Origin of the sequence: Herbaspirillum frisingense, from assembly GCF_047325095.1 — a bacterium.
Classification (GTDB): domain Bacteria; phylum Pseudomonadota; class Gammaproteobacteria; order Burkholderiales; family Burkholderiaceae_D; genus Herbaspirillum; species Herbaspirillum frisingense.
In genome coordinates, this window is sequence record NZ_CP168558.1 from 1,921,387 (window position 1) to 1,947,630 (window position 26,244).

Below are 26,244 nucleotides of genomic sequence, written 5' to 3' on the forward strand. Positions count from 1 at the left end.
ATGGGGGCTTGATGCCGGAACCAACAACCAGCGCGGCAGCGGGGTATGCCGTTTCAATCGGCACAGTGACTCTGACGGGCGCGTTTCTTGGCCTGCAGTATGACCTGCTGCTGGCCGGGATTTTCGGGGGCTGTGTGGCCCTGTCATTCACCCGGCAGACGCCGTTGCTGCGCATGGCCATCACGCTGATCACCAGCGCGCTGGTCGCGGCCTATGGTGGGCCGGTGGCCGTGGCCTGGGCGGCACAGTCGTCCTATTTCGAGTGGACCGCAAAAATCCCTGAGCAGATGCGCTTTTTCAGCGCCTTCGGCATCGGGGTGTGCTCGCAGACGCTGGTGCCGCTGGTGCTGCGCCAGCTGCAAAGTCGTTTCGGAGGGGGTAATCCACAACCAGGAGCCTCCCAATGAACAACTACCTGCTGATCATCAACTTGGTCGCCGCCGGCCTGGTGCTGGCGCGCGCCGTGTGCGCGCTCAATGAGATGACGGCCGGCGCCGAGCACCATCTGGACCGGCTTTTCATCTCCCTGGTCGCGGCCGGAGAAAGCGGCGTCCTGCTGGGCCCTCTGTTCGGCCACATCATGGCGCCGGCACTGGCCTATGTGGTGCTGAATGTTGGGGTCGCCGGCCTCTACGCTGTTCCCTGGCTGTACGTCGCCGCGCGCGACCGAATGAAAGGACGTGTCCCATGGACATCACGATAGACCAGCTGCGCCAGATCATGCCCGCTTCGATGCGGGCATCGTCTTTTCTGGGCCCACTGAATGCCGCCATGCATGAGTTCGGCATCGATACCGCCCAGCGCCAGGGCATGTTCTTGGCCAATGTCGGCGCCGAGTCAGGCCAGCTCTCCACCCTGGTGGAGAACCTGAATTACAGCGCCGACCGGATCCGCCAGATCGGCAATGCGTCGCCGGCAGGATCCCGCTGGCGCTCGTTGATTCCGCGCGCGGCTGACCTGGCTGGCAACCCGGAGCGCATGGGGAATGCCGTCTACTGCAACCGAATGGGCAACGGCGACGAGGCCAGCGGCGAAGGGTTCCTGTACCGCGGCCGGGGCCTGCTGCAGACCACTGGAAAGACCAACTACACCGCCCTGATGATGGCCTTGCATGTGGACTGCGTCGAGCACCCCGAGCTGCTGGAAACGCCGGAGGCAGCGGCGCGGGCGGCCGCCTACTATTGGCATGCCAACGACCTGAGCGAATATGCCGATGCCGGCGACTTCGACGGCGTGTGCGACATCATCAACATCGGCCGGAAGACGGCTGCCGTCGGTGACTCGATGGACTACGCCAAGCGGCTGGCCCTGTACAAGAACGCCAAGCAGGTGCTGCCATGATGGCCGTCCTCGGGATGCTGCGCATCGTGCCATCCTGGTGCTACTGGATTCTGGCGCTGGTGGCGCTGTGCCTGGGTTGCGAGATCCATGGCGCGGGCCGCGTGCAGGCGAAGTGGGAGGCGCAGGTGAAACAGCAGCAAGCAGCCGCAGAAGCCGCGCTGGAGCTGCGGCGTGAACAAAACCGGGCTATCGGCGCCGAGCAGGCGCTAAAGTCGGCCCAGATCCAGAAAGGCTACGATGATGAAATGGCAAAAGTGCGCGCTGATCTGCGCAATTCTGAGCGGCTGCGCCTCGGCGCCGCCTGGTGCGATGGTGGCACTCCCGGACCCGCCCAAGCCAGTAGCGCCGCCGGCGGCGATGCAGCCGGTACCGCCGGCCGGATACTTCCTCCAGAGCTGGACAGCGCTGTTCGCGCTCTGATCGGCCAGGCCGAAGAGGCGGCGGCCACAGCGCGAGCGGCGCAGCAGTTCATCCGCGACAACGGCATGGCGCCATGACCAATACCCCGAGCTTCCCACGTGGAGGCTCGGGGCTTTTTTTGTTTTGGGCTGTGATCTATTGCTCGCCAATAAACTGCAGCTGCTTGATCGTCAGCTTTCCTGCACCGTTGAAAATAATGTGTGCCTCGACCCGTTCTAATGCCTTGTCCCTGATATCGAGGGCGGCCGTCAGCGAATGTTCGCCGGCCGGGATGTCACCGCTGTACAAGATGGTGCGGGAATTCTCATCGAATCGCCCGATTTCGATACGACCGGCCGCCGCCTGACCGCCAGCTTCAGCATCATATTCCAGCACCGCTTTGAACTTTCCGTGCGGGAGCGAGATGTAGGGGCCGTATGCCAGGATCCCGCTACCGTCAGCTGCGGTCACAGTGCGTTCCTTGCCGTTGACGTGGCCGATAAGCCCCGGCAGTTCAGCGCCGGAAAACGATGCCATCCCTCGGCCTAGCGTCGAGAACATGAAATTGCGCTGTTTTTCCTTCACCAGCGCGTCAAGTTCCCCGGCGGGGTAATAGAGCACCTCGTTGGTGGTGCCAGCACAGGAAAGTGCGCGGTATCCGGTCGGGGCCACTTTCTTTAGGCTCTGGGAATCGAATCCCATGAGGTGACCGAGATGGCTGTTGTCGGCGATCACGAAGTTATAGGATTCAGCGTGATACTTCTCAGGCTGCCTTATGTAGCCGATCGAGGATATCCAGAAGAAGGGGCGAAGTTGGTCCGTGGATTGGCTGATGAAATTTAAATTTTTCATGTAATACATCACACCGCGTGCCATCCAATAATCTGCGACGCCGGCCTTCAGCGGCACGCCGCTTCCAATCAGGCTATCAAGACATTTAGCGGTGATCTGCTCTTGATCCTTGAACGCGCCATCGGTGAGTAATTCAGGGAACGAGAGCGTGCGCCCCCCTTCCAGAACAGCAATGGAGCATCCGGTAGCCAACACTGAGAGAGACACGACACAAGCCTGCGCGAGCTTCTTGCCTTTTTCGGTAAGCGACCGGTCGATGAAGTAGATTGCAAGGACCGCAGACACCGCGATGAACGTCTCGAAATAGCGATAGCCGAATTTGTCGATGAATCCGCCGGACAGGATCGCCCCAAAAAATGACGATCCGGTGGTGAGCAGGAAGAAGAGGACAACCATCTGCTCCTGAACTGAACGAGATGTTTTGGTGCTGCGCTGGAGTATCTCCACCGGCAGACGTAGAGCCTTGGCCATGCCGTAAACTACTGTCGCAAGAAACACGCAAGCTGTGAGGAATGCAGTGTGAGTGGCCTGGTCGAAAAGGAATTGAGTAGCTTGCAGGAATTGCGAGAACGACGACTTTGCGCCGGCAAGCGACAGCGGTATGCGGCCGTCAAGGGGTGAGTTGAACGTGATGGCCTTACTCAGTGCATATCCCGCGATCTGGGAGGCAATGAACAGGCTCAGAATAAAGAGCGATGATCTGAAATCCTGATCGCGTGTGTCCAGCTTGCTGCGCACTGCGATTATGGCTACCGCTGCCAGGAACGGCAGCGCGAAGCAAATGATGAAAATAGCCGAGGATGCGAAGCCCAATGCACCGATCAGGACAAATCCCGCAGCCGCCAAAACTGTTCTTTTCTCAGCGAGCCCCAGCGCCAGGCAAAGGAGTGCCAAGCTGGATATCAGGGTCGGCACCTGGATGTTGTTTGATCCAAAGAAGATGCCGATTTTGGAATCGATCGTGTATTGGCCAGTGGTGATCACGCACAGCAGCACCAGCGCAACAGCGGCGAGCTTGGCAGCCTGAGATATGCCCGGGTTCAGCCGTCTGAGCAAGGACACGGCCAGCAGGGCAATGATTATTGCCTGGGCGGCGGTGGTCAGGATGATCTGCAAGGGCACCAGCTTCGTGATCGTGTACGCCACAAAATAGATAAGAAGATCTGGGAAATAACTCGGTGCCGGAGAGAAACGCCAATCAGACCAACGTCCTCCCGATGAAATATCGTCGAGAAGATATTTCATGAAGAGAATGTCGCTGTGCATGTTTGTGCTGTAGACCAGTGCCGCCAGGCTGACCACCAGGCACGCGCCGACTATTACCGATGAAGCCTTGAAGTCCGAAAGTCTCATTAATTCCCCTGTGAAGCTGGCACGGCATTGTTCTTGTCAGATGCGAAACACAGAGGATAACAAACTTGCTGTGCGCATAACCAACAGCCAGCACGATAGGTGGCATATATACTGTTTGCTCATACAGTGTTTTCTGCCATGCCCCGTACTAAAAAAAACCTTCAGCCGCCGCTGTCCAGCCATGAGCTGCGCCAGCTCTACCTGCAGAATCCGACGCCGGAACACGCTCGGACGCTGTGGGAGGTCGCACGCATGAAGGCCGTGATCGAGCGGTTTTCAGAGGATTACATCAAGCTGATCCGCATGTGGCCGCCTGGCGGTGAGGGCAGGCCGCTGCTGCTGGAGATGCTGAAGGCTGACATGCTGACCGAGGTCCGGGAGGCCTGGCCGCGCCCGCGTCAGCAGGAGAAGCCGCTGGATTTCAGGAAGGACGACACGTTCGCTGACCTGGACGACGTGCACCCAGAGGACCGATGGCTGCAGCGCCAGTGGGAACAACGGACCGGGCGCAAGCTCGAAGAGTGAATCCATGAACTCTTGCTCCAGGAGCTGAGAATGTGCGTCAATTACAAGCCGACCGACGCCGAGATGCTGGAAGCAATGAGCGGACTGTCGGTGGCCGGCCTGCCGCCTTGGAAAGAGCAGGTATGGCAGGACTACCCTGCACCGATCATTCTGGCTGATCCCGATAGTGGCGGCTCCAAGCTGGCGCTGGCCACCTATGGCATGATCCCGAAGGACAAGATGCCGCCGGGAAAGCGCCTCACTACCCTCAATGCGCGGTCCGAAACCATTGGTGAAAAGAGGAGCTATGCCGGTGCGTGGCGGGCGGCCCAGACCTGCTTGGTACCGACCATGGCCTTCTATGAGCCGAACTGGGAGAGCGGGAAGGCCGAGCGATGGGAAATCGGCATGGCTGACGGCGCGCCGTTCTATGTGGCCGGGCTCTGGCGGGCATGGGACGATGGCAGCAGGCTGTCATTCACCCAACTGACCATCAACGCCGACGAACATTCCCTGATGAAGCACTTTCACAAGCCGGGCGACGAGAAGCGCAGCCTGGTCATTATTCCCCGCGACCAGGCCGATGAGTGGCTGGAGGTTGGCAATCCGGAGATTGCCCGAGCCTATCTGCAGGCATATCCTGCTGAGCTGATGAGAGCGGCGCCAGCTAAGACTGGATACGGTGGCAAGTCGCAGTCCTGATCGAGGCTGTGATGCACAAGCAGACCTTGATGGTGAATTAACCCACACCTAAGGAGGACCATTCGGTCCCTCCAATTCAACCTATCAAGGAGCCCTAAAATGTTGCAAAAAATCACCATTAGACTTATCGGCGAAATTACCGTCATACTGCTACTTGCAGCGTTTCGATACATGACGGCACTATAAAACGCTGCGTGACTTTCGCCAATCGGCCTGCGTGGGTTTTGCGTGAGTGTCCCACGCATTTCAATGCATTTCCCTGCAAATGACACGCAACGGGCGTCGCTAAGTCATTGATTTATATATGCGGTGTTCGCATGATTCGGCCTCATAACCCGAAGGTCGTAGGTTCAAATCCTGCCCCCGCAACCAAATACCAGAAAGCCGTTATCAGCGAAAGCCGATAGCGGTTTTTTGCTTTTCGGCGGTTATTTCACCTGCCTGGTGAGCTACCCTGTTAACAATATGCTCAGCGACGTGGCCCATCCTTTCATCCATCTCGCTGGTAGTGCGCACGGTATGCTCGAATATTTCGGACGCAGCTTCGGGGTTCTCTAAGGCTTATCCCGTCAGGCCAAAGCTATGCGTGCCGAAGACGGCCCGCGGTCGGTCCTGGCCATTGCGCAGAGAGCAGTGCCTTGCGCTGACTGCGGCTACGACCGCGATGCGGAGCGCAGACCTTGGGTGCCCTGGATTGCCTCCCCGAAAATTTCGTGGATGCTTTGTGCCGTATAGGCCGGGAGCATGGATCCCGGCGCTGCAGAACCTCCCAATCCCCCTGAGCCTGGGGCTAAATTGGAATACCTGATTTCGACGTTTCCCATTTCCTTCACGCGTAGAACTCGGTGCGTATCCAGCTTTAGTCTTTGTCTCTTCCCTTGCATCTCAGCCCAGAAAACAGACATGGCCAGAATTGACGATTTTTTGTCAGCTTTATCCTGATCGAGTTATGCCGACGGAACCCGTCCTTCGAATAGGATGTTCGCATCCGGCCAAAACTGGTCGCCCCATTGGAGAAAAAATGCTTGAGTTACGACCCGGCTGTGAATGTTGCGACAAGGAGCTCCCGCCAGAATCGACGGATGCTAGGATTTGCTCCTTCGAGTGCACCTTCTGTAATGATTGCGCGACGGACATCTTGAAGGGCAAGTGCCCTAATTGCGGCGGGGAACTGGTTGCACGCCCGCGAAGACCCAGTGAGAAGCTGGCGAATAATCCGGCGACGACGGAGCGCGTGTTCAAGCAAAGCGGTTGCAAACCGGCTGCTTAGCGTTACGGCACAGCCCCCCTGGAAGGTTCCGAATGGCCATGCCTTTGGAGATATTGCCAAGCACCTGAGTTGCTTTCCGAATTTAGATGCCCCTTTGCTCGAACCTCGACGAACTCGCTGCCCCAGGTACTGGAATACGTTTGGCCATGGCCCACGTTGCCTCAAGGATCGCCGGTAGTGCAGGCCACAGCTGTCGAAGCCGTAGTTACACCTTCGGAAGCGGGAAATTCCACACGCTGCTCCACCCGGAAATGGGGACGAGGTCAGAGCGGGAGCTACAACCAGCAAGGCAGCGCCAATCTCTTCCTGGCTTGCGTCGCCCGATGTGCTACCGCCAGGCCTGTCGTTGCTTGGCTCAGTGACCGCAAACCTGCGGCAGGTATCTCCCTATCCTGAGCGCTTAACTGCTTTTTTAGCTACCCTCCGACGTGTTGATTCCCGACATTTCAAATGAAATATGGGCAGCGATATTTGAAATGAATTGGAAGCCTTCTCGCGGCATGATGACTACATGGCCAGACGCAATACAGCGCGGCGCATTCAACCCAACAGGAGAATCTCATGGCAGCCATCGGACCAATCTGCGACGTCCTGGTACGTATCTATCAGACCTGCGCCCCTCATGTCGCTGACCTGCTTCAGCGGGCAATGTAAGATCGTCGGGAGTCAGATCGCAATCACTATCTCGACGCATGTCAGAGGTTTTTGTTGATCTGCTCGCCGATTTGAACCTCCAACATGTGGGTCGGCTTTAAAGACAAATCAACACCTATCAGGAGAGAACCATGGAATACCTACTGCAAACAGCCTTGGGGCTGGTTAATCTGGAAGTCCCGACATTAATGGCCGGCTGGTTCGTCAGGGTCATCTGAGGCCCAATCGACGCGGAAGATATTAAAATTTTGATAACATTCCGGGCCGACCCACCTCGCTGCCTGGGTGCGCCGAGGTTCTGCAAATCGGCGCTATGCCTGGTTTCAGACTGGGCTCGGCGAGTGCACTTTGCCTGTTCCAGTAACGCCTGAAATATACTCTGCCTCTTTGGCGCATATCCGATGCGCATCACAGACACGAAAGTAGCGGGGAATCGAGATGGGCGCGTTGAGGTTGTTGCTTGCAATATTGGTCGCGTTATCGCATATGGGAATATCGGTAGCGGGACACAATCCTGGTGTGGTTGCAGTTTTCTCGTTCCTGGCCATCAGCGGTTATGTCATGACCGCTTTGATCGACAAGAATTACCGGCAGATATCGTCGATTCCTTCTTTTTATCTTGATCGGGCGCTGCGGCTGTACCCGCAATTCCTTTTCTACTTTGTGCTGTCGAGTCTGGTCATCTATTTCTACCTTCCGGCCAGCGCTGCGTTCAACTCGCTGACCTGGGAGAACATCGTTCCAAGTCTGGCCATCGCGCCACTCGGGCTCTACATGTTTGGGATCACCTCGCCGGAGATCGTGCCTCCGGCCTGGTCCCTGGGACTGGAAGCATTCTTTTACCTCATCATTCCATTTCTACTGATATGGAAGCTCCGCGACGTCGCTTTCGTGATTTCCCTGGTGATTTCGCTGATTGCAGCGACAGGCTTGATCAATACGGACGTGTGGGGATACCGGTTGCTCCCAGGTGTGCTGTTCGTCTTCCTGTGCGGCAGCTACGTTTTTCATCAGGAAAAGAAGGGGCGCGTCCTGATCATCTTCGCATGGGGCGTGTATGCAGTTCTCTTCGCTTTCATCAAGTGCGGTTTCGTCAGGGAATCTCCATCGAATGTCGAGATCGCAATGGGGGTGTTGATCGCGATACCCGCCATCTATTTCTTCTCCCAGCTAGGGCAGCACAAGATCGATGAGTTTCTTGGGAATATCAGTTATGGCGTATTTCTCAATCATTTCGTCTTCATCTATCTGTTCCAGGGACTGAAGATGGATGCGCCCTACAGTTCCGTGAGGAGTCTGGCGCTATTGCTGGCTTTGTCGTTTTTCACCAGCTTTCTTTCTTACTTCCTCGTTGAACGCCCGGCGCTTCGACTGCGGCACAAACTCAGAAAAGCCCGCTTTCCGTCCAGTTCATCACCCGCCTGAGGCGCATCGCGTTCGTGTTAGGATTTGACTCCAACCTTCATTCTTCACGAAAGAGAGATGTCCATGTCGGAACAGGATCCCTGGATCACCCGCGCCGAAGAGCTCAAGACGCAGATGGAAGCGCTGCTGGTGGCGCAGCTTGAGGAATATGAACAGATGACGGTCAAGCTCGAACAGTGGAAGCAGAATCCCGGCGGTTCGTGGTTGACCGAGCAGGATTACCAGCCCTGGCAGGAAGCCCTGAAGAAGCTGGAAGCGGCGCAGCGTGACTTCGATGCGCACATCAGTTCGCGTGTGAAGAAATAAGCAGACTCCTGCGCCAAGCGCAGACGGACGCCGTGACCGTACCTCGTCACGGCGTTTTCGTTTCTGCCTTGGTCGGACTCAGGACTTGAGCGCATCATCTTCCCTGGCACTGCAGGTCGGGGTGGAGCGCCGTCGGCGTCGCTTGCTCCAGCGGCGGGCGCGGTCAACCACGACTTCCATGTATTGCTGGCTGGTCTCGGGTTTGAGCAGGTATTCGACGGCGCCGGCTTCGATCAGGTCAGGCATTCCGGGTGGGTAGTCGCTGTCCGGGAAGACCACGATAGGTACGGCGCGGGTCGCCCGCCCCGACTTCATGGCCAGGATGAAATCCAGACCATTGTTTTCCATCATGGCCGGGTCGAGGAAGATCATGCCCGGCAGTACGCGGTCACTTTCCCGTCGGCCGCCCGACAACAGGCGCTCGATGGCGGCGTCGGCCTCGTCATACCATTGCAGCACGCAATGGAAATTGTTGCGCCAGAGCGCAAAGCGCGCCAGCTCTACTGCTTCGCCGTTCGACTCTATCATCAGTATGATCGGCGGTTTCATGATCTCGTCCTTCTCTGCAAGTGACCCTGATCACCGTTGCTGCGCCAAGGAATGATGGTTGCCTCTGCGGGCGTTTCTCCTGGCGTCTAACTTCAACTGCAGTCTGACAAAGATGAAGGGAAACTCATATCATGATTTTCCTGATGAGGCGTCTCTGTCGCTGCGATGACATTGGCCAACCAGTGCCGCGTGGTTCCCGGCTTGTGGGAAAGCGAGGATGTTCGGGTGGCGAGCCAAGGCCGCGATTGCAGTGTAAGCTGTTCGCTTCGAGCAGCGACGCCTCACGATAGAGTCGATCAAGCCAGTCCCATGCTATGGGAGGCGCGGTGTGGCGCAAACGCCCCGGCTCCAGTGAGCAGGGCGCCGGCCCAGTGGCGGCCCGTGGTGGCACGGGGCTTGCTGCATTTCAATGGGACGCCGGAGGCCGCTTGTCCTTCCTGCAGGCAGCCCGGTGTTCCGGATTTGAACAGGCAAAACATCATCATGAACGCAGCATTGAAAACAGCCGCTTCGGAACCGACGAAGCAGACGCTGGATATCCTCAAGACCCTCATCGGTTTCAATACCATCAGCCGTGAATCCAACCTGGGCCTGATCGAATGGGTCCGCGATTACCTCGAACGCCACGGCGCCGTCACCCGCCTGACCTACGACGCCGAACGGCGCAAGGCCAACCTCTTCGCCACCATTGGCGATGCCGGGCCTGGCCGCTTCGGGACCGTCTTTTCCGGGCATACCGATGTGGTGCCGGTGAAGGGGCAGAACTGGGATACCGATCCCTTTGTGGCACACGTCGCGGATGGCAAATTGTTCGGTCGTGGCGCGTGCGACATGAAGGGTTTCATCGCCGTCTGCCTGGCACGCCTGCCCGCCATTGATCAGGGCTGCCTGCAGACGCCCTTGCACTTTTCCTTCTCCTACGATGAAGAGGTGGGCTGCCTGGGGGTGCGCGAACTGCTGGCCGACCTGCAGCAGAATGACATCAAGCCGACCGGCGTGATCATTGGCGAGCCGACCATGATGCAGCCGGTCATCGCGCACAAGGGCAAGCGTTCCTACCGCTGCTGCGTGCATGGGCATGCGGCGCATTCGTCCTGCCCGCATCTGGGCATCAACAGCATCGACTACGCCGCGATGATGCAGTTGAAGATTCGTGAAATCGCCCTGCGGGTGCGCAACTCCGAGGTGCAGGACTACGACTTCGATGTGCCGTATTCCTCCATCGTGACCACCCTGTCCAATGGCGGCAATGCGCCCAACATCATCCCGGACAAGGCCGAGTTTGTCTTCGAGCACCGCTTCCTGCCGGGCATCGATCCCACCGAGGTCTTCGACGAAGTGAAGCGTTATGCCGAGCAGGAAGTGCTTCCGCAGATGCATATCGAAGGCGCGCAGGGGCGTATCGAGTTCGAGACCCTGACCGCCTATCCCGGCATGAGTACGCCGGCCGATGATCCCCTGGTGACCTCGGCGCTGCGCATTCTCGGCAGCGAGCGGGCGCGCAAGGTGGGCTTCGGGACCGAAGGCGGCCTGTTCGGCCAGGCCGGGATGCCGGCGGTGATCTGTGGGCCGGGCGACATCGTCCATGCCCACAAGCCCAATGAATTCGTCACGCTGGAACAACTGGCGCGTTGCGAGAGTTTCTTCGACAACTTCATCGCTTCAGCGCATCTGGCGCCAGTCTGAACCATCCGGCATCGTCGAAAAAAAAGCGCTTGGCCCCGTGGGCAAGCGCTTTTTTTGCGTGGCGAGCGTGCTCAGGTGGCGGTGCGCACGCGCTTGTCCAGCGAGGCGGAGAAGGCCACGGTGGCCAGACCCAGCAAGGCGAAGACCGAGCCGATCAGAGGCAGGTCGGTCAGCGGCAGGCCGGCCGAGATCGCCAGGCCACCCACCCATGCGCCGGTGGCATTGCCCAGGTTGAAGGCGCCCTGGTTCAGGGTCGAAGCCAGATTGGGGGCGCCGCGGGCGGTATCGAGCACCCGGATCTGCGCACCCGGTACTACTGCGAAGGCGAATGCCCCCCAGGCAAACATGGTGACCAGCGTGGGCCACTTGTAATGGCTGGTGAAGGAGAACAGGCCCAGCACGATGGCGATGCAGAGGAACACGGCGCACATGACCGGCATCAGTTTCCAGTCGGCCAGCTTGCCGCCGACCAGGCCGCCGACGGTGATGCCGGCGCCGAACAGCAGCAGCACCCAGCTCTCCTGTTGCGTGGTGAAACCGGTCACGTCCAGCAGGATGTAGGCGATGTAGGTGATCACGCTGAACATGCTGATCGAGGCCAGCGTGGAGGTCAGCAATGACAGCTGTACCCGGGTATCGATGATGGAGCGGAACTCCTGGAAGATATTGCCACCCTGCATGGGGATTTTCCTGGGCAGCATGGTCCAGAGCATGATGGCCGCCAGCACGCCGATGCCGGTCACCACGCCGAAGGTGGAACGCCACCCGGCGGCGTGACCAAACGCTGTTCCCAGCGGTACGCCCAGGATATTGGCCACGGTCAGGCCGGTAAACATCAGCGCCACCGCCTGCGCACGCTTCTGCGGCGAGACCAGCTCGGCTGCCACCACTGAGCCGATGCCAAAGAAGGCCGCGTGGCAGAAGGCCGTGACCACCCGGGCCACCATCAGGAACACATAGTTGGGGGCGACCGCGCACAGCACGTTACCGAGGATGAACAGGCACATCAATCCCACCAGCGCCTGCTTGCGCGGCCATTTTGCCGTGAGGATGGCCAGGATGGGCGCACCGGCCGCCACGCCCAGGGCATAGCCGGACACCAGCATGCCGGCTGCGGGCGCCGATACGCCCAGGTCGCGTGCCACGTCGGGCAGCAGGCCCATGATGACGAATTCGGTGGTGCCGATGCCGAAGGCGGCAACAGCAAGGGCAAACAGGGGCCAGTTCATGCGCATTCCAGGTGGGAGGGGTGAAGAAAGGGCGCGACGTGGAGGTCGCGCAAAGCCGCCAGTTTACCGTCCTATGGGATCGCCTGCAGGACTCAGGCCGGATCGGCCGCCAGCGGGCGGGCGAACCAGTTCTTGAGCACCGACATCAGTGCGCCGTAGGCGGGCAGGAAGAACAACAGGCTGATGGCAATCTTGAAGCCGTAATCGACCAGCGCGATCTCCACCCAGTGCGTGGCCATGAAGGGGTCGCTGCTGCGCCAGAAGGCAATCGAGAAGAAGGCGACGGTATCGCTGGCATTGCCGAAGATCATCGACACCGACGGCGCCAGCCACCAGTGGCGCGAGGCGCGCAGGCGGTTGAAGACCTGTACGTCCAGTACCTGGCCCAGCACGTAGGCCATGAAGCTGGCTGCCGCGATGCGTGCGACGAATACGTTGAAGTGCGCCAGCGCGCCGAAACCCTGCCACTGGCCCATGTAGAACAGCGCGGAGATGCCGTAGGAAATGAACAGCGCCGGCAGCATCACCGCGAAGATGATGCGACGCGCCAGGGCAGCGCCGAAGAAGCGAACCGTCAGGTCGGTGGCCAGGAAGATGAAGGGAAAGCTGAACGCACCCCAGGTGGTGTGCAGCCCGAAAATGGACACCGGCAATTGCACTAGGTAATTGCTGGAAGTGATCACCAGCAGGTGGAACAGCGAAAGCCAGGTCAGCACGGCCGCGTGGCGGCGCAAGTCGAGAGTCGTCATCAGAACCTTTTTGATGGATGGGGGTGAGGGAACCCATGGAACAGGGGCCTGGCCCTAAATTAAAACGGCTGAACCAGACACGGAAGGGGCCAGATTCTAGCATAGTGCCGCCTCTGCCCGCCGGCCTGGCCGCATGGCGGCGCGCTTGAGGTACACTTCTGCGCTTTTGGGCAGGTGCAATGAACAGCAACAAGGCAACCCTGATCGGATTGACCGCCGTCGTTCTCTGGAGCGCCATCGTCGGCCTGATCCGTGGCGTGAGCGAACATCTGGGCGCCACCGGCGGGGCGGCAGCGATCTATACGGTGGCCTCGGTGATCCTGCTGGTGTCTGTGGGTTTTCCGCGCCTGTCCAGCTTTCCACGCAAATACCTGCTGTGGGGTAGCGTGCTGTTCGTGGCCTACGAGTTATGCCTGTCACTGTCGATCGGTTACGCCCATAGCGGGCGCCAGGCCATCGAGGTGGGCATGGTCAATTATCTCTGGCCGACCTTCACCATGATTGCGGCCATCCTGTTCGGTGGGCAGCGGGCCAGCCTGCTGGTGGTGCCGGGCTTTCTTCTTTCCATGCTGGGGATCTGCTGGGTGCTGGGTGGCGACCAGGGGCTGGACGTGGCCGGCATGCTGGTCAACATCCAGGACAATCCGCTCAGTTATGGCCTGGCCTTCGCCGGCGCTGTCATCTGGGCCGCCTACTGCACCGTGACGACCCGCATGGCCGGCGGCCAGAACGGCGTGACGCCGTTTTTCATGCTGGTGGCGCTTGCCTTGTGGGGCAAGTTCCTGCTGGGCGGTCATGGCGGGGAGATGTCATTGAGCCTGCCGGCGCTGGTCTACCTGCTGCTGGCGGCGGCCGCCATGGGACTGGGCTATGCGGCGTGGAACGTCGGCATCCTGCACGGCAAGGTGACGGTGCTGGCGGGCGCGTCCTATTTCATCCCGGTGTTGTCGTCGGCCCTGTCGGCGCTGCTGTTGCAGGCACCGCTGCCGGCCTCGTTCTGGGTCGGCGCGGCGCTGGTGTGTGCCGGTTCCATCCTGTGCTGGCGGGCCACGCGCAGCCAGGCTGGTGTGGCCTAGGTCCGGATCAGAACCTGTAGCTCACGCCGATGCGGACGACCGGATACAGGTTGTAGCCATGCACCTTATCGCTGAGTTCTGCGTTTTCCGCTGCGACGTCGGTGGCCAGCCGGGCGCACAGGGCAGCGGTGGCGTTGCATCCCGAGTTGCTGACCGAGGTCGAGGCATTGCCCTGGAACATGACCCCCAGATCAGCCGTCACGCCCCAGCCGCGGTTGGGCGCTGCGGCATTGCCATAGCCCAGGCCCAGGTAGGGCGCGAACTTCTTGAAATCGATGCGGCCATCCACTTGGCCGGCCTGGGCCGCCGTATAGACATTGCCGTTGATGGTGTAGATGCCGTTGGCCTTGGGCTTGCCGGTGGCGTCGATCTTGTTGCCGTTGTAGATCACACCGCCCGAGAGGCGAAAGCCGTTGTCGAACGGGAACCAGTCCAGCAAGGCATCGAAGGTGCGCAGCTTGGCCCGGGCGTCGTAATTGACGTCATTGGTGCTGGAATTGAACGAGTAATCGAAGTAGTTGACACCGAAGCGCGCATTGAGCTGCTGGGCCAGCGGGACGCTCAGGTGAACGCCCACGCCGGTGGTGCCGACCTCGCCGCTGAGGCCGATGTTGGCGGCATGAACGCTGCCCAGGCTGGCGGCGCCCAGTCCGATGAGGCAAGCACAGGAAAGATGAAGACGGTGCACGAAGAATCCCCCGGGATAATAGAAAAGTGATGGTTCAGGCAGATGCAGACCTGACCATCGCAGCCTATGGTTGAGGGGGAGAGGGTGTAAAGCGCGACAGTGCCGAAAAGCAATGAAAGGGAGGCCCCGGCAAACGGTCGCGTTCCCTTTACGCCACAGTGCGGGCTCGCTTCACCCCGGCTTGATGTCGCTTCGTCAACCCGGCCGGCGGGCGCCATTGACGGCCAGGTAGATCGCATACAGCGAGGTCGTGGCCGTGATGAACAGGCGATTGTGACGCGGCCCGCCGAAGCAGACATTGGAAACCACCTCCGGCACCCGGATCTTGCCCAGCAGGCATCCGTCCGGCGCGTAGCAGTGCACGCCGTCGCCGGCGCTGGTCCAGACATTGCCCAGCGCATCGACCCGGAAGCCGTCGGCCAGGCCGGGCGTGATCGTGGCGAAGACACGGCCGCCGCTGAGCTGACCATCGTCGCCGACGTTGAAGACGCGGATATGGTGCGGCCCGTCGGCGCGATGGGTGCGGCCGGTGTCGGCGATGTAGAGCAGCTTTTCATCCGGCGAGAAGGCCAGCCCGTTGGGGCGCTCGAAATCTTGGCTGACCGGCGTCAGCGCACCGCTCTGGCCGTCGATGCGATAGACGTGGCAGCCACCGATCTCGCTGTCGGCCTTGTGGCCTTCGTAATCGCTGTCGATGCCATAGGCCGGGTCGGTGAACCAGATCGAACCATCCGACCTGACCACCACGTCGTTGGGTGAATTGAGACGCTTGCCCTGCCAGTGCGAAGCCAGCACCGTGCGACGCCCATCGTGCTCGGTGCGCACCACGGCACGCGCGCCATGCAGGCAGCCTACGATGCGGCCCTCGCGGTCCAGGGTATTGCCGTTGTTGTAGTCGGAGGGCTGGCGGAACACGCCGGCCCCTGCGCCTTCCGACCAGCGCAGCAGGCGATTGTTGGGGATATCGCTCCAGATCAGTTCATCGGTGGCCGGCAGATAGACCGGACCCTCGGTCCAGCGACTGCCCCCGTGCAGGCAGTCCAGGCGGGCGCTCGGGACGATCAGGCCGGAAAAGCGGGGATCGCAATGTTCGTAGGGGTTGGCCGGCAGGCTGGAGGGGAAGGGGGAACAGGTAGGCGAAGCGGCGAGCGAAGGGGTGGTCATGGAGTCTCCTTGGTCTGTAGCCTATCGTGATTGCAGGGCGATACTATGCTGGACAGGATGATAACCCGTGGCCATGCCGCGTCAGAAAAGGGACGGGACGGACGGCAGAAGCAGGACCTGGCTAGCCCTTTGATGCATATCAATGTAGTCCGGGTATGAAGTGACTATCCTGCAAGCTCCAGTCAATACCAGCTCGCCCGGTGGGCTCGCGGCCCAGCGCATGTGCGCGCCGCGTCAGTCCGGCGCGGCGGCCGGCCAGGAGCATCGCATGCAAGTCGCCCATCCGTCCACCCTGCATCCTTCCGCCAGTCTCGCCGGCATGAACAAGAGCGTGCTGCGCAAAATGGACCAGCGTGGCCCGCGTTATACGTCCTATCCCACGGCCGATCGTTTTTCCAACGACTTCGCCGTGACTGACTACCTGCATGCGGTCTCCGACCGTCGCAGCATGAGCGCCTGGCGCGCCTTGTCGCTCTATTTGCACATTCCGTTCTGCGACACCATCTGCTACTACTGCGCCTGCAACAAGATCGTCACCAAGAACCGCTCCAAGGCGGCGCTCTACCTGAGCTACCTCAAGCGCGAGATCAGCATGCAGGGCTCGCTGTTCTCGGGCATGAACCAGGTCGAGCAGCTGCATTTCGGCGGCGGTACGCCGACCTATCTCTCGGACGAACAGATGTCGGACCTGATGGACCACATCCGTCATTGCTTCGCTCTGGCACCTGATCACGTGGGGGAATACTCGATCGAAATCGATCCCCGCACCGTGTCGGTGGAACGCATCCACAAGCTGCGCCAGCAGGGCTTCAATCGCGTCAGCCTGGGTGTACAGGATTTCGATCCGGAAGTGCAGCTGGCGGTGAACCGCGTGCAATCAGAGGAACAGACGCTGCAGATCATCCAGGCCGCGCGTGACGCCGGCTTCCGTTCGGTCAGCATCGACCTGATCTATGGCCTGCCCAGGCAGAACGTGATGTCGATGTCGCGCACGCTGTCCAAGGTGATCGCCGCCAGCCCCGACCGCATCGCCGTCTACAACTACGCGCACATGCCGCAGCTGTTCAAGACCCAGCGCCAGATCAAGGAAGACGAGTTGCCCAGCGCCGACAGCAAGCTGGACATGCTGTCCCTGTGCATCCGCCAGCTGACGGCAGCCGGCTATGTCTACATCGGCATGGACCACTTCGCCAAGCCGACCGACGACCTGGCCATCGCCCAGCAGCAGGGGCGTCTGCACCGCAACTTCCAGGGCTATTCCACCCATTCCGAAACCGACCTGGTGGCCTGCGGCGTCTCGGCCATCAGCGCCGTTGGCGGCAGCTACAGCCAGAACGAAAAGACCCTGGACGACTACTACGCTCGTCTGGAAAACTCGACCCTGCCCATCGCCCGCGGCATCCAGTTGGGCATGGACGATGTGCTGCGTCGCCTGATCATCCAGCGCCTGATGTGCAACTTCGAGCTGTCGATCAATTCGCTGGAAATCGCCTATCCCATCGTCTTCCGCGAATACTTCGCTACCGAGATGGAAAAGCTGAAGCAGCTGGAAGAAGACGGTCTGATCAAGATCGAACCCGAGTGGATCACCGTCGAACCCAAGGGCCGCCTGCTGATCCGCAATATCTGCATGGTCTTCGACCGCTACCTGACGCAGGATCGCGAGAAGGCCGCGAGCCAGAACAAGGACGCACCACAGCGCTATTCGCAGACGGTCTGAGTGGAGTCGACGTGAACCTGCTACCGATCTTCCTGGTGGGCCTGATGGGTAGCGTCCATTGCATCGGCATGTGCGGCGGCATCGTCGGTGCGCTCAGTTCGGCAGGTCCGGGCCGGGCCGCGTCGGCGCGTACACCGGTCACGCTGTCGGCCTCCGCACTCGGCGCGGTGGAGCCCGGGGCTCTTCGCCGTGTCATTCCCATCCAAATTGCGGGCGGTAGCACTGGCACCGTCCCGGTCTTCACGCAGGACCTGGTACGTGTGTTGAGCTACAACCTCGGTCGCCTCTCCAGCTATGCGCTGGCAGGTGCCCTGGCTGGTGGCATCGCAGCCGGGCTCTTGCGGGGTGCGGACGTGCTCGGCTGGCTGGCACCGGCGCAGACGGCCGCCTATGTGATGACCAATCTCGTCCTCGTTCTGCTTGGGCTGTACCTGACCCAATGGTGGACGGGCATGACCCGCATCGAACAGCTGGGCAGCGGCCTCTGGGCGCGCCTGCGTCCGCATGCGGCACGCCTGGTGCCGGTCGATACGCCCCAGAAGGCCTTGCTGCTGGGCAGCCTGTGGGGCTGGTTGCCCTGCGGGATGGTCTACAGCGCCTTGCTCACTGCCCTGATGGCCGGTAGCGCCGTGCAGGGTGCGCTGACCATGCTGGCCTTCGGCGCTGGCACACTGCCGGTGTTGCTGGCGGCGGGTTTGTCCGGGGCGCGCCTGCGGCAACTGGCGTCACGGCCGGCAGTCCGCCGCGCGGCCGGCGTGATCGTGCTGGCATTCGGCATACTGGGCTTGCTGCGTGCCGCCGGGAACGGCGGCATGGGCATAGCCCGTGGCTGGATCGATGTGTTCTGCATCACGCCAGGACATGGAGCTTGAGCATGAACGGCAGCGATAAGGGCGACGGGAGCGGGGAGGGGAACCCGTGTTTCCACTGCGGTCAACCGGTACCGGCCGGGGAGACCTGGCCGCTGCAAATCGGTGGCCATACGCGCGCGATGTGCTGCGTGGGTTGCCAGAGCGTGGCCCGTCTGATCGTCGATAGCGGGTGTGAAGATTTCTACCTGCGTCGCACGGTGCCCTCGGCACGCGTCGATCCTGAACAGTTGCTGCCACCGGAACTGGCGCTGGTGGACCTGCCCCTGCAGGCGCAGCATCACGACGCCCCCGCTACCGACGACCAGGCCGCAGAACTGGTGCTCTCCATTGATGGCCTGCGCTGTTCAGCCTGCGTCTGGCTGATCGAAAAATACCTGGCGCGTCTGCCCGGCATCCGTATGGCCGAGATGAACGTCGCCAGCGCCCGTCTGCATATCCGCCGTGATCCGGCGCTGTGCCCCACCTCCGTCATCCTGCGCGGTCTGCGTGGCCTGGGCTACACCGCCTATCCCTTCGACCCCTTGCGCCAGGGCGAGCAGGCCAGGCGCGCCTCGCGTCGCCTGTTCCGGCAATTGTTCATCGCCGGACTGTCGATGATGCAGGTCATGATGTACGCCGTGCCGGTCTACATGACGCATGAAGGCATCGATCCCGACATGATGTCGCTGATGCGCTGGGCCAGCCTGTTCCTGACCATTCCTGCCGTGTTCTATTCGGCCCTGCCTTTCTTCACCGGTGCATGGGCCGGCCTGCGTGCGCGCGCACCGGGCATGGACCTGCCGGTGGCCATCGGCATCGCCGCCGCCTTCGCCGGCAGCGCCATCGCCACCTGGCGCGGCGAGGGAGAGATCTGGTTCGACAGCGTGAGCATGTTCATCTTCCTGCTGCTGGCCAGCCGCTATCTGGAGACGGCGGCGCGGCGTCGCTCGGCTTCGGCGCTGGAACGCATGCAGCAAGCCTTTCCGGCGTCGGCCCTGGTGCTGGGCGGCTATCCGCAACAACGCGACACCACGCTGGTGGCAGCCGCGCAACTGCAGCCCGGCGATGTCATTCTGGCCCGACCAGGCGACACCATCGCGGCCGATGCCAGCCTGATCGAAGGCGAGACCGAACTGGATCTGGCGCTGCTCTCCGGCGAGAGTCGCCCGCAATCTTTCCAGCCTGGCCAGGAGGCCCCCGGTGGCGCCGTCAACCTGAGCCAGCCGGTGTTGCTGCGGGTGGTACGCACCACCCGCGACAGTACCCTGGCCGCCCTCACGCGACTGGCGGAACAGGCCGGGCAGGGCAAGCCGGCATTGGCGCAGTGGGCGGACCTGGTGGCTTCGCGCTTCGTGGTCGCCCTGCTGTTGCTGGCGGCGGCGACCTTCCTTGCCTGGCATCTGATCGATCCCTCGCGCGCCTGGGCCACGGCCATTGCGGTGCTGGTGGTGTCCTGTCCCTGCGCACTGTCGCTGGCCACGCCCTCGGCGCTGGCGGCGGCGACCGACCGGCTGCTGCGCGAAGGCACGCTGGTGGTGCGCGGCAATGTGCTGGAAGCCCTGCAACGCGCCGATACCATCGTCTTCGACAAGACCGGCACCCTGACCCAGGGGCGGCCGCAACTCACCGCCTTCTGGAGTGAAGCGCCGCAGTCGCGGATGCTGGCGATGGCCGCCGCCATGGAGCGTGGCAGCCTGCATCCGCTGGCGCGCGCGCTGGTGCAGGAAGCGATGGAGCAACAGGTCCGGCCGGTCGACGTCACCATGCTGGAATCGGTGACCGGGGCCGGCATGCAGTGCCAGATCGACGGCGTGCTCCACCGCATCGGCGCGCGCCGCTTCGTCGCTGACATCGCGGGTGACGTCCTGCCCGGTGCACTGAACCAGCCGGTGGCAGCCGGTGCCGGCGCGGTGTACCTGGGCAGCAGTGCCGGCTGGCTGGCGCGCTTCGACCTGGCCGATGCACTGCGGTCCGATGCCGTGACCACCGTGGCCGCGTTCCGCCGGCTCGGGTTGCGCACCATTCTTCTCAGTGGCGACCAGCCCGAGGTGTGTGCCGACGTCGCCACCGCAACAGGCATCACCGACGTGGTCGCCGGATGCACGCCGCAAGGCAAGCTGGACTACGTGCGTCAGTTGCAGCAGGGCGGGGCGGTGGTGGCCATCGTCGGCGATGGCATCAACGATGCAGCCATGCTGCGTGCCGGCGATGTCTCCTTTGCCATGGGCAAGGGCGCGGCGCTGGCGCAGATCAGTGCCGATGCCGTGATCATGAGCGACCGCCTGCAGGCTGTGGCCGATTGCGCCGGCATGGCGCAGCGGACCATGCGCATCGTGCGGCAGAACCTGGTGTGGGCCACCCTCTACAATTTCCTGGCCATTCCGGCCGCTGCCTTCGGCCTGCTCGATCCGTGGATGTCGGCGGTGGGCATGTCGCTCAGTTCGCTGCTGGTGGTGGGCAATGCCCTGCGTCTGAGCCGCCGCGCACGCGGCCCCGGGCGCGTTGTCGACGAGGCCTCCAGTGATGTCGCAGCGCCCGCGCCGGCGCTGGCAGGAGGTGTCTGATGGAAGCGCTCTACCTGCTCATTCCCTTGAGCACCCTGCTGGTGTTCGTGGCGATCTGGATCTTCTTCCGCGCCTCCGATAGTGGTCAGTTCGATGACCTGGAAGGTCCGGCCATGCGCATCCTCCATGACGACGATGCCGTCCCCGGCAAGGATGCTCCAGGCGCGCCCTGAGTCCTTCCTTCAAGCCTGTACCTGGGGGCAGATATCGTCTTTTTCCTGCGTTTTTCCTGTTGTTTATCCGTCTTTGTTTTCATGCTTCTCCCCGCTTTGATACACGTCAATGCCCCAGGGGAACTCGCCCCGTAAGCTCGCGTTGATCAGTACTCAACATAGTGGGGAGAGTTTCGTGAGCAAAGAAAATAGCTACAACTACAAGGTTGTGCGCCAGTTCAGCGTGGCGACCATCCTGTGGGGCGTAGTCGGCATGCTGGTCGGCGTGTTCATCGCCGCCCAGCTGGCATGGCCCGAATTGAACATGGGGATTCCCTGGCTGAGCTTCGGCCGGCTACGTCCCTTGCATACCAACGCTGTCATCTTTGCCTTCGGCGGTAGTGCGCTGATGGCAACCTCGTACTACGTCGTGCAGCGTACCTGCCAGGTACGACTGTTCTCCGACTTCCTGGCCGCCTTCACCTTCTGGGGCTGGCAGGTGGTCATCGTCGGCGCGGCGGTCTCGCTGCCGCTGGGCTTCACCCGCGGCAAGGAATACGCCGAACTGGAATGGCCCCTGACCATCCTGATCGCCGTGGTCTGGGTCGCCTACGCGGTGGTGTTCTTCGGCACCATCGTCAAGCGCAAGGTGCAGCACATCTACGTGGCCAACTGGTTCTACGGTGCCTTCATCATCGCCGTGGCCATCCTGCACATCGTCAACGGCATGACCATGCCGGCAACCATGACCAAGTCCTACTCCATGTACAGCGGCGCGCAGGACGCCATGATCCAGTGGTGGTACGGGCACAATGCGGTGGGCTTCTTCCTGACCGCCGGCTTCCTGGGCATGATGTATTACTTCATCCCCAAGCAGGTGAACCGTCCGGTCTATTCCTACCGCCTGTCGATCGTGCACTTCTGGGCGCTGATCTTCACCTACATGTGGGCCGGTCCGCACCATCTGCACTACACCGCACTGCCTGACTGGACCCAGTCGCTGGGCATGGTGTTCTCGCTGATCCTGCTGGCACCGTCCTGGGGCGGCATGATCAACGGCATGATGACCATGTCGGGCGCCTGGAGCCAGCTGCGCACCGATCCCATCCTGAAGTTCCTGGTGGTGTCGCTGTCCTTCTACGGCATGTCGACCTTCGAAGGTCCGATGATGGCCATCAAGACCGTCAATGCCCTGTCCCACTACACCGACTGGACCATCGGCCACGTGCACTCCGGTGCCCTGGGCTGGGTCGGTTTCGTCACCATGGGTGCGATGTACTACCTGATTCCGCGTCTGTCGGGCAAGACCCAGATGTGGAGCAAGGACCTGATCGAGATCCACTTCTGGGTCGCCACCATCGGCATCGTCCTGTACATCGCCGCGATGTGGATCGCCGGTGTCATGCAAGGCCTGATGTGGCGCGCCGTCAATAGCGACGGCACCCTGACCTACACCTTCGTGGAAAGCGTCAAGGCGACCTATCCGTACTACGTCATCCGTCTGATGGGTGGACTGATGTACCTGTCCGGCATGCTGGTGATGGCCTACAACACCTGGCGCACGATGCGCGGCACCGAACTGGCCGTCGCACCGATTCCTGCCGTGACCAACGCTGCGCACTGATTTGGGGGAAATATGAAGTTTTCGCATGAATGGATCGAGAAGAACCCCTGGCTGCTGATCGGCCTGGTGCTGCTGGTGGTGAGCGTCGGCGGCCTGGCCGAGATCGTGCCGCTGTTCTTCCAGAAATCGACCACCGAGCCGATCGCCGGCCTGAAGCCCTACTCGGCGCTGCGCCTGGCGGGCCGCGACGTGTACATCCGCGAGGGTTGCTACAACTGCCACTCGCAGATGATCCGCCCGCTGCGTGCCGAGACCGAGCGCTATGGCCACTATTCCGTGGCGGGCGAATCGGTCTACGACCACCCCTTCCAGTGGGGTTCCAAGCGGACCGGTCCTGACCTGGCCCGCGTCGGCAGCCGCTACAGCGATGAATGGCATCGTGCCCACCTGCACAACCCGCGTGACGTGGTGCCGGAGTCCAACATGCCGGCCTACCCGTGGCTGGAACAGACCAAGCTGGACAACTACGACATCGTCTCGCGCATGAAGGCCTTGAAGCGCATCGGCGACCCGTACACCGAAGAAGACATCAAGAACGCCCCGGCCGAACTGGTCGGCAAGACCGAGCAGGATGCGCTGATCGCCTACCTGCAGGGCCTGGGCATCCTGATCAAGGCGGAGAGATAAGACCATGATTGAAATGATTACCGATCCACGCAGCCTGATCACGCTGATCAGTTTCATCACCTTTGCCGGCATCCTGTGGTGGACCTACGTCGGCCACAAGCCCGCTGATTTCAAGCAAGCCGAGATGATTCCCTTTGCCGACGGCGATATCGGCCAGCCGGCTGCGGAAGGCGTCGACAAGGAGGTGCGCCATGGCTGATTTCACCAATGGTTTCTGGAATATCTGGATCATCGTCCTGACCGTGCTGGGCATTGCCGGTTGCGCGCTGCTGCTCTGGCAGCAGTCCAACTGGAAGGTCAAGAAGGGCGACCAGCCGGTCGCCGGGTCCACCACCGGCCACGTCTGGGACGAAGACCTGAGCGAACTGAACAACCCCCTGCCGCGCTGGTGGATGTGGCTGTTCTACCTGACCATCTTCTTCTCGGTCGGTTACCTGGTCGCCTATCCGGGCCTGGGCAACTTGCCCGGTACCCTGGGCTGGCGCTCGACCGGCGAGCACGATGCCGACGTCAAGGCCGCCGAGGCCAAGTACGGTCCGCTGTTCGAGGGCTTCATGAAGCAGGACCTGAAAGAGGTCGCCGCCAATCCGCAAGCCCATGCCATCGGCGAGCGCCTGTTCCTGACCTACTGCGCGCAGTGCCACGGTTCGGATGCCCGCGGCAACAAGGGCTTCCCCAACCTGACCGACAACGACTGGTTGCATGGCGGTACCCCGGAGATCATCAAGGAAACCATCCTCAAGGGTCGCCATGGCGTGATGCCTCCGATGGGCGCCGCAGTGGGCAGCGACAAGGATGTCGACAACGTGGCCAACTACGTGTTGAGCCTGTCCGATTCGGCACATGACCCGATCAAGGCTGAACTGGGCAAGTCCAAGTTCGCCGCCTGCATGGCCTGCCACGGTCCCGGCGGCAAGGGCAACCAGGCGCTGGGCGCGCCCAACCTGTCGGACAAGATCTGGCTCTACGGTGGCAGCATCGACACCATCAAGGAAACCATCAACAAGGGCCGTGACAACACCATGCCGTCGTTTGGCGAGTTCCTCGGCGAACCCAAGGTGCATGTCCTGGCCGCCTATGTGTGGAGCTTGTCCAACAAGCCCAGCAATGCAGCCGCCAAGTAAGCCGTCTTGACGACGTGACGTCATCCGCCGCCGGGACTGACGCAGACAAAGATCTGCGCGCTCCCGGCGGTTTCGTGAAAGGCGCTTCTCACCACAGTCTGGAAGCGCACAGAGAGTGAAAGCAGATCAGGCAATACCATGGACAAGGCCGTAACGAAACCCGGGCAGGACAAGGAGGGGGACCTGCCACCCCAGAGCGCCGACAGCAAGGATGGCAAGGAGGAATACGCCGTCATACGCATGTATGCCGCGCGTGAACCGATCTACCCGCGCGAGATCCAGGGACGGTTTGCCAGCCTGCGCTGGCTTTGCGTGTTCCTGACGCAGCTGGTGTTCTATGGGCTGCCGTGGATCAACTGGAACGAGCGCCAGGCCGTGCTGTTCGACCTCGCTTCCCGCAAGTTTTACCTGTTCGGCCTGGTGCTCTGGCCGCAGGACTTCATCTGGCTGGCCGCATTACTGATCATCTGTGCATTCAGCCTGTTCCTGTTTACGGCCGTGGCCGGCCGTGTCTGGTGTGGCTATGCCTGCCCGCAGACGGTCTATACCGAAATCTTCCTCTGGATCGAGCGCCGCATCGAAGGCAATCGCAGCGCCCGCATGCGCCTGGACCGCCAGGGCTGGTCGTTCGACAAGCTGTGGCGCAAGTCGGCCAAGCATCTGGCCTGGGGCGCGCTGACCCTGTGGACGGGCATCAGCTTTGTCGGTTATTTCTCGCCCATCCGTGACCTGCTGCCGGAGATCGGCAGCCTGGCCCTGGGACCGTGGGAGATGTTCTGGATCGGCTTCTATGGCTTCGCCACCTATGGCAATGCCGGCTGGATGCGCGAACAGGTCTGCAAGTACATGTGCCCCTATGCACGCTTCCAGAGCGCCATGTTCGACCGCGATTCACTCATCATCACCTACGACGCCGCCCGCGGCGAGCCGCGCATGCCGGCAGCCAGGGCTGCCAAGCTGGAGACTGGCAGCAAGGCCGGCGACTGCATCGATTGCACGATGTGCGTGCAGGTCTGCCCCACCGGCATCGATATCCGGCAGGGCCTGCAGTACATGTGCATCGGTTGCGCCGCCTGCGTCGACGCCTGCGACAGCGTGATGGACAAGATCAGGCGCCCGCGTGGCCTGATCCGCTATTCCACCGAAAACGCCGTCGAGCAGGGCTTCTCGACCTCGGAAATCCGCCGTCGCCTGTTGCGTCCGCGCATCCTGATCTACACCGCCATCCTGGGCGTGGTGATTGCCTTGTTTGCCAGCTCGCTGTGGATACGCACGCCGCTGAAGCTGGATGTGATCCGTGATCGTGGCTCCATGGGGCGTGAGGTGGAAGACGGCATCATCGAGAACGTCTACCGCCTGCAGGTCATCAACACCGATGAACGCGGCCATCGCTACCGCATCAGCGCCAGCGGCATCGATGGATTGACGGTCGATCCGGCTGAACCCATCGAGATGGCCGCCACCCAGACCTTGATGGTACCGATCCGCGTGCGGGCGCCGCATGGCGCGGGTGAAGTCGGCTCCAACAAGATTCGCATCGCCCTGCAGGCGGAAGACCAGCCGTCAGTGCAGGTCAGCGAAAAGGCCGTGTTCCTGGTGCCGCGACGCTGAGCCAAGACCTGTCCCCATCCGTTC

At 61.5% G+C, this 26,244-nt stretch carries 26 protein-coding genes and 1 tRNA gene; 21 read left to right on the forward strand and 6 right to left on the reverse strand.

Translation table 11 applies throughout. From position 1 onward, the window contains the following. The first annotated feature begins 11 nt into the window (after positions 1-11). Genes ACEOAC_RS08980 through ACEOAC_RS08995 form a run of 4 tightly spaced genes read left to right on the forward strand, consistent with a single transcriptional unit; the run spans position 12 to position 1,838 of the window. The gene (locus ACEOAC_RS08980; RefSeq protein ID WP_182992497.1) at positions 12-407 is read left to right on the forward strand and encodes a restriction endonuclease; all 396 of its coding nucleotides are present in this window, start codon (positions 12-14) and stop codon (positions 405-407) included. Then, positions 404-703 (forward strand): hypothetical protein, encoded by a 300-nt coding sequence (locus ACEOAC_RS08985; protein WP_413443814.1) that lies wholly within the window; start codon positions 404-406, stop codon positions 701-703. Before ACEOAC_RS08980 ends, ACEOAC_RS08985 begins: the two co-directional genes overlap by 4 nt. Continuing rightward, a complete protein-coding gene (locus tag ACEOAC_RS08990; RefSeq protein ID WP_413443813.1) occupies positions 688-1,341 on the forward strand; it encodes a glycoside hydrolase family 19 protein in 654 nt (217 codons plus the stop codon). The genes ACEOAC_RS08985 and ACEOAC_RS08990 overlap by 16 nt, the downstream gene beginning before the upstream one ends. Further along, entirely contained in the window at positions 1,338-1,838 is a 501-nt protein-coding gene (locus ACEOAC_RS08995) for a hypothetical protein (protein ID WP_413443812.1), read from the forward strand. The genes ACEOAC_RS08990 and ACEOAC_RS08995 overlap by 4 nt, the downstream gene beginning before the upstream one ends. A 58-nt stretch (positions 1,839-1,896) precedes the next feature. On the opposite strand, the gene ACEOAC_RS09000 is transcribed toward ACEOAC_RS08995, so the two are convergent. Beyond that, a complete protein-coding gene (locus tag ACEOAC_RS09000; RefSeq protein ID WP_413443811.1) occupies positions 1,897-3,945 on the reverse strand; it encodes a hypothetical protein in 2,049 nt (682 codons plus the stop codon). 138 nt (positions 3,946-4,083) lie between these two features. Here ACEOAC_RS09000 and ACEOAC_RS09005 point away from each other — a divergent pair, with 138 nt between their 5' ends. The 6 genes from ACEOAC_RS09005 (at position 4,084) to ACEOAC_RS09030 (ending at position 8,806) form a co-directional block, all read left to right on the forward strand. Then, positions 4,084-4,470: a hypothetical protein gene (locus tag ACEOAC_RS09005; RefSeq protein ID WP_413443810.1), complete on the forward strand. Its 387-nt coding sequence runs from the start codon at positions 4,084-4,086 to the stop codon at positions 4,468-4,470. 30 nt (positions 4,471-4,500) lie between these two features. Next, positions 4,501-5,151 (forward strand): SOS response-associated peptidase, encoded by a 651-nt coding sequence (locus ACEOAC_RS09010; protein ID WP_413443809.1) that lies wholly within the window; start codon positions 4,501-4,503, stop codon positions 5,149-5,151. A gap of 305 nt (positions 5,152-5,456) precedes the next feature. Continuing rightward, positions 5,457-5,523 (forward strand) — tRNA-Leu (locus ACEOAC_RS09015). A 649-nt stretch (positions 5,524-6,172) separates the two neighbouring features. Further along, positions 6,173-6,421, forward strand: coding sequence for a DUF1272 domain-containing protein (locus ACEOAC_RS09020; protein WP_413443808.1), 249 nt, complete (start codon positions 6,173-6,175; stop codon positions 6,419-6,421). Between the two features lie 1,092 nt (positions 6,422-7,513). Beyond that, complete coding sequence (locus tag ACEOAC_RS09025; RefSeq protein WP_413443807.1) at positions 7,514-8,500, forward strand: acyltransferase family protein; 987 nt, start codon at positions 7,514-7,516, stop codon at positions 8,498-8,500. Positions 8,501-8,563: 63 nt separating this feature from the next. Then, the gene (locus ACEOAC_RS09030; protein ID WP_006464211.1) at positions 8,564-8,806 is read left to right on the forward strand and encodes a hypothetical protein; all 243 of its coding nucleotides are present in this window, start codon (positions 8,564-8,566) and stop codon (positions 8,804-8,806) included. A gap of 78 nt (positions 8,807-8,884) precedes the next feature. Here ACEOAC_RS09030 and ACEOAC_RS09035 read toward each other — a convergent pair whose 3' ends face one another. Next, the gene (locus ACEOAC_RS09035; RefSeq protein WP_241812724.1) at positions 8,885-9,355 is read right to left on the reverse strand and encodes a response regulator; all 471 of its coding nucleotides are present in this window, start codon (positions 9,353-9,355) and stop codon (positions 8,885-8,887) included. A 483-nt stretch (positions 9,356-9,838) separates the two neighbouring features. On the opposite strand from ACEOAC_RS09035, the gene argE reads away from it, so the two are divergent. Then, the gene (gene argE / locus ACEOAC_RS09040; RefSeq protein ID WP_413443806.1) at positions 9,839-11,041 is read left to right on the forward strand and encodes an acetylornithine deacetylase; all 1,203 of its coding nucleotides are present in this window, start codon (positions 9,839-9,841) and stop codon (positions 11,039-11,041) included. A gap of 71 nt (positions 11,042-11,112) precedes the next feature. On the opposite strand, the gene ACEOAC_RS09045 is transcribed toward argE, so the two are convergent. After that, entirely contained in the window at positions 11,113-12,270 is a 1,158-nt protein-coding gene (locus tag ACEOAC_RS09045) for an MFS transporter (RefSeq protein ID WP_077236398.1), read from the reverse strand. 92 nt (positions 12,271-12,362) lie between these two features. Beyond that, positions 12,363-13,019, reverse strand: coding sequence for a 7-cyano-7-deazaguanine/7-aminomethyl-7-deazaguanine transporter (locus ACEOAC_RS09050; RefSeq protein WP_182992485.1), 657 nt, complete (start codon positions 13,017-13,019; stop codon positions 12,363-12,365). Between the two features lie 179 nt (positions 13,020-13,198). Here ACEOAC_RS09050 and yddG point away from each other — a divergent pair, with 179 nt between their 5' ends. Further along, on the forward strand, positions 13,199-14,095 hold the full coding sequence (gene yddG, locus ACEOAC_RS09055) for an aromatic amino acid DMT transporter YddG (protein ID WP_077236400.1): 897 nt from the start codon (positions 13,199-13,201) through the stop codon (positions 14,093-14,095). A 7-nt stretch (positions 14,096-14,102) separates the two neighbouring features. On the opposite strand, the gene ACEOAC_RS09060 is transcribed toward yddG, so the two are convergent. Together ACEOAC_RS09060 and ACEOAC_RS09065 are read right to left on the reverse strand one after the other, a co-directional pair. Next, complete coding sequence (locus ACEOAC_RS09060) at positions 14,103-14,783, reverse strand: hypothetical protein (RefSeq protein ID WP_233207630.1); 681 nt, start codon at positions 14,781-14,783, stop codon at positions 14,103-14,105. A gap of 195 nt (positions 14,784-14,978) precedes the next feature. Then, positions 14,979-15,947 (reverse strand): SMP-30/gluconolactonase/LRE family protein, encoded by a 969-nt coding sequence (locus ACEOAC_RS09065; RefSeq protein WP_413443805.1) that lies wholly within the window; start codon positions 15,945-15,947, stop codon positions 14,979-14,981. A gap of 268 nt (positions 15,948-16,215) precedes the next feature. Between ACEOAC_RS09065 and hemN the strand changes: the two genes are divergently transcribed. From hemN to ccoG, 9 genes are all read left to right on the forward strand, one after another. Further along, complete coding sequence (hemN, locus tag ACEOAC_RS09070; protein ID WP_006464219.1) at positions 16,216-17,667, forward strand: oxygen-independent coproporphyrinogen III oxidase; 1,452 nt, start codon at positions 16,216-16,218, stop codon at positions 17,665-17,667. An 11-nt stretch (positions 17,668-17,678) separates the two neighbouring features. Continuing rightward, positions 17,679-18,539 carry a sulfite exporter TauE/SafE family protein gene (locus tag ACEOAC_RS09075; protein WP_413628797.1) on the forward strand — a complete coding sequence of 287 codons (861 nt, stop codon included), beginning with the start codon at positions 17,679-17,681 and terminating at the stop codon, positions 18,537-18,539. A 2-nt stretch (positions 18,540-18,541) separates the two neighbouring features. Further along, on the forward strand, positions 18,542-21,082 hold the full coding sequence (locus ACEOAC_RS09080) for a heavy metal translocating P-type ATPase (protein ID WP_413628798.1): 2,541 nt from the start codon (positions 18,542-18,544) through the stop codon (positions 21,080-21,082). Continuing rightward, a complete protein-coding gene (gene ccoS, locus ACEOAC_RS09085) occupies positions 21,082-21,255 on the forward strand; it encodes a cbb3-type cytochrome oxidase assembly protein CcoS (RefSeq protein ID WP_006464222.1) in 174 nt (57 codons plus the stop codon). Before ACEOAC_RS09080 ends, ccoS begins: the two co-directional genes overlap by 1 nt. A 175-nt stretch (positions 21,256-21,430) precedes the next feature. Then, positions 21,431-22,858, forward strand: coding sequence for a cytochrome-c oxidase, cbb3-type subunit I (ccoN, locus tag ACEOAC_RS09090; RefSeq protein ID WP_006464223.1), 1,428 nt, complete (start codon positions 21,431-21,433; stop codon positions 22,856-22,858). A gap of 12 nt (positions 22,859-22,870) precedes the next feature. Beyond that, entirely contained in the window at positions 22,871-23,485 is a 615-nt protein-coding gene (ccoO, locus tag ACEOAC_RS09095; RefSeq protein WP_006464224.1) for a cytochrome-c oxidase, cbb3-type subunit II, read from the forward strand. 4 nt (positions 23,486-23,489) lie between these two features. Next, entirely contained in the window at positions 23,490-23,684 is a 195-nt protein-coding gene (locus ACEOAC_RS09100) for a cbb3-type cytochrome oxidase subunit 3 (RefSeq protein WP_006464225.1), read from the forward strand. Beyond that, a complete protein-coding gene (ccoP, locus tag ACEOAC_RS09105) occupies positions 23,677-24,609 on the forward strand; it encodes a cytochrome-c oxidase, cbb3-type subunit III (RefSeq protein WP_006464226.1) in 933 nt (310 codons plus the stop codon). Before ACEOAC_RS09100 ends, ccoP begins: the two co-directional genes overlap by 8 nt. A gap of 138 nt (positions 24,610-24,747) precedes the next feature. Beyond that, a complete protein-coding gene (ccoG, locus tag ACEOAC_RS09110) occupies positions 24,748-26,220 on the forward strand; it encodes a cytochrome c oxidase accessory protein CcoG (protein ID WP_413445034.1) in 1,473 nt (490 codons plus the stop codon). Positions 26,221-26,244 lie beyond the last annotated feature (24 nt).

What these genes read in the sequence shown, in the direction of transcription:
- ACEOAC_RS08980 (WP_182992497.1), top strand. Translation starts at nt 12, where the DNA reads ATGCCGGAACCAACAACCAGCGCGGCAGCGGGGTATGCCGTTTCAATC.
- ACEOAC_RS08985 (WP_413443814.1), top strand. Translation starts at nt 404, where the DNA reads ATGAACAACTACCTGCTGATCATCAACTTGGTCGCCGCCGGCCTGGTG.
- ACEOAC_RS08990 (WP_413443813.1), top strand. Translation starts at nt 688, where the DNA reads ATGGACATCACGATAGACCAGCTGCGCCAGATCATGCCCGCTTCGATG.
- ACEOAC_RS08995 (WP_413443812.1), top strand. Translation starts at nt 1,338, where the DNA reads ATGATGGCCGTCCTCGGGATGCTGCGCATCGTGCCATCCTGGTGCTAC.
- ACEOAC_RS09000 (WP_413443811.1), bottom strand. Translation starts at nt 3,945, where the DNA reads ATGAGACTTTCGGACTTCAAGGCTTCATCGGTAATAGTCGGCGCGTGC.
- ACEOAC_RS09005 (WP_413443810.1), top strand. Translation starts at nt 4,084, where the DNA reads ATGCCCCGTACTAAAAAAAACCTTCAGCCGCCGCTGTCCAGCCATGAG.
- ACEOAC_RS09010 (WP_413443809.1), top strand. Translation starts at nt 4,501, where the DNA reads ATGTGCGTCAATTACAAGCCGACCGACGCCGAGATGCTGGAAGCAATG.
- ACEOAC_RS09020 (WP_413443808.1), top strand. Translation starts at nt 6,173, where the DNA reads ATGCTTGAGTTACGACCCGGCTGTGAATGTTGCGACAAGGAGCTCCCG.
- ACEOAC_RS09025 (WP_413443807.1), top strand. Translation starts at nt 7,514, where the DNA reads ATGGGCGCGTTGAGGTTGTTGCTTGCAATATTGGTCGCGTTATCGCAT.
- ACEOAC_RS09030 (WP_006464211.1), top strand. Translation starts at nt 8,564, where the DNA reads ATGTCGGAACAGGATCCCTGGATCACCCGCGCCGAAGAGCTCAAGACG.
- ACEOAC_RS09035 (WP_241812724.1), bottom strand. Translation starts at nt 9,355, where the DNA reads ATGAAACCGCCGATCATACTGATGATAGAGTCGAACGGCGAAGCAGTA.
- argE (WP_413443806.1), top strand. Translation starts at nt 9,839, where the DNA reads ATGAACGCAGCATTGAAAACAGCCGCTTCGGAACCGACGAAGCAGACG.
- ACEOAC_RS09045 (WP_077236398.1), bottom strand. Translation starts at nt 12,270, where the DNA reads ATGAACTGGCCCCTGTTTGCCCTTGCTGTTGCCGCCTTCGGCATCGGC.
- ACEOAC_RS09050 (WP_182992485.1), bottom strand. Translation starts at nt 13,019, where the DNA reads ATGACGACTCTCGACTTGCGCCGCCACGCGGCCGTGCTGACCTGGCTT.
- yddG (WP_077236400.1), top strand. Translation starts at nt 13,199, where the DNA reads ATGAACAGCAACAAGGCAACCCTGATCGGATTGACCGCCGTCGTTCTC.
- ACEOAC_RS09065 (WP_413443805.1), bottom strand. Translation starts at nt 15,947, where the DNA reads ATGACCACCCCTTCGCTCGCCGCTTCGCCTACCTGTTCCCCCTTCCCC.
- hemN (WP_006464219.1), top strand. Translation starts at nt 16,216, where the DNA reads ATGCAAGTCGCCCATCCGTCCACCCTGCATCCTTCCGCCAGTCTCGCC.
- ACEOAC_RS09080 (WP_413628798.1), top strand. Translation starts at nt 18,542, where the DNA reads ATGAACGGCAGCGATAAGGGCGACGGGAGCGGGGAGGGGAACCCGTGT.
- ccoS (WP_006464222.1), top strand. Translation starts at nt 21,082, where the DNA reads ATGGAAGCGCTCTACCTGCTCATTCCCTTGAGCACCCTGCTGGTGTTC.
- ccoO (WP_006464224.1), top strand. Translation starts at nt 22,871, where the DNA reads ATGAAGTTTTCGCATGAATGGATCGAGAAGAACCCCTGGCTGCTGATC.
- ACEOAC_RS09100 (WP_006464225.1), top strand. Translation starts at nt 23,490, where the DNA reads ATGATTGAAATGATTACCGATCCACGCAGCCTGATCACGCTGATCAGT.
- ccoP (WP_006464226.1), top strand. Translation starts at nt 23,677, where the DNA reads ATGGCTGATTTCACCAATGGTTTCTGGAATATCTGGATCATCGTCCTG.
- ccoG (WP_413445034.1), top strand. Translation starts at nt 24,748, where the DNA reads ATGGACAAGGCCGTAACGAAACCCGGGCAGGACAAGGAGGGGGACCTG.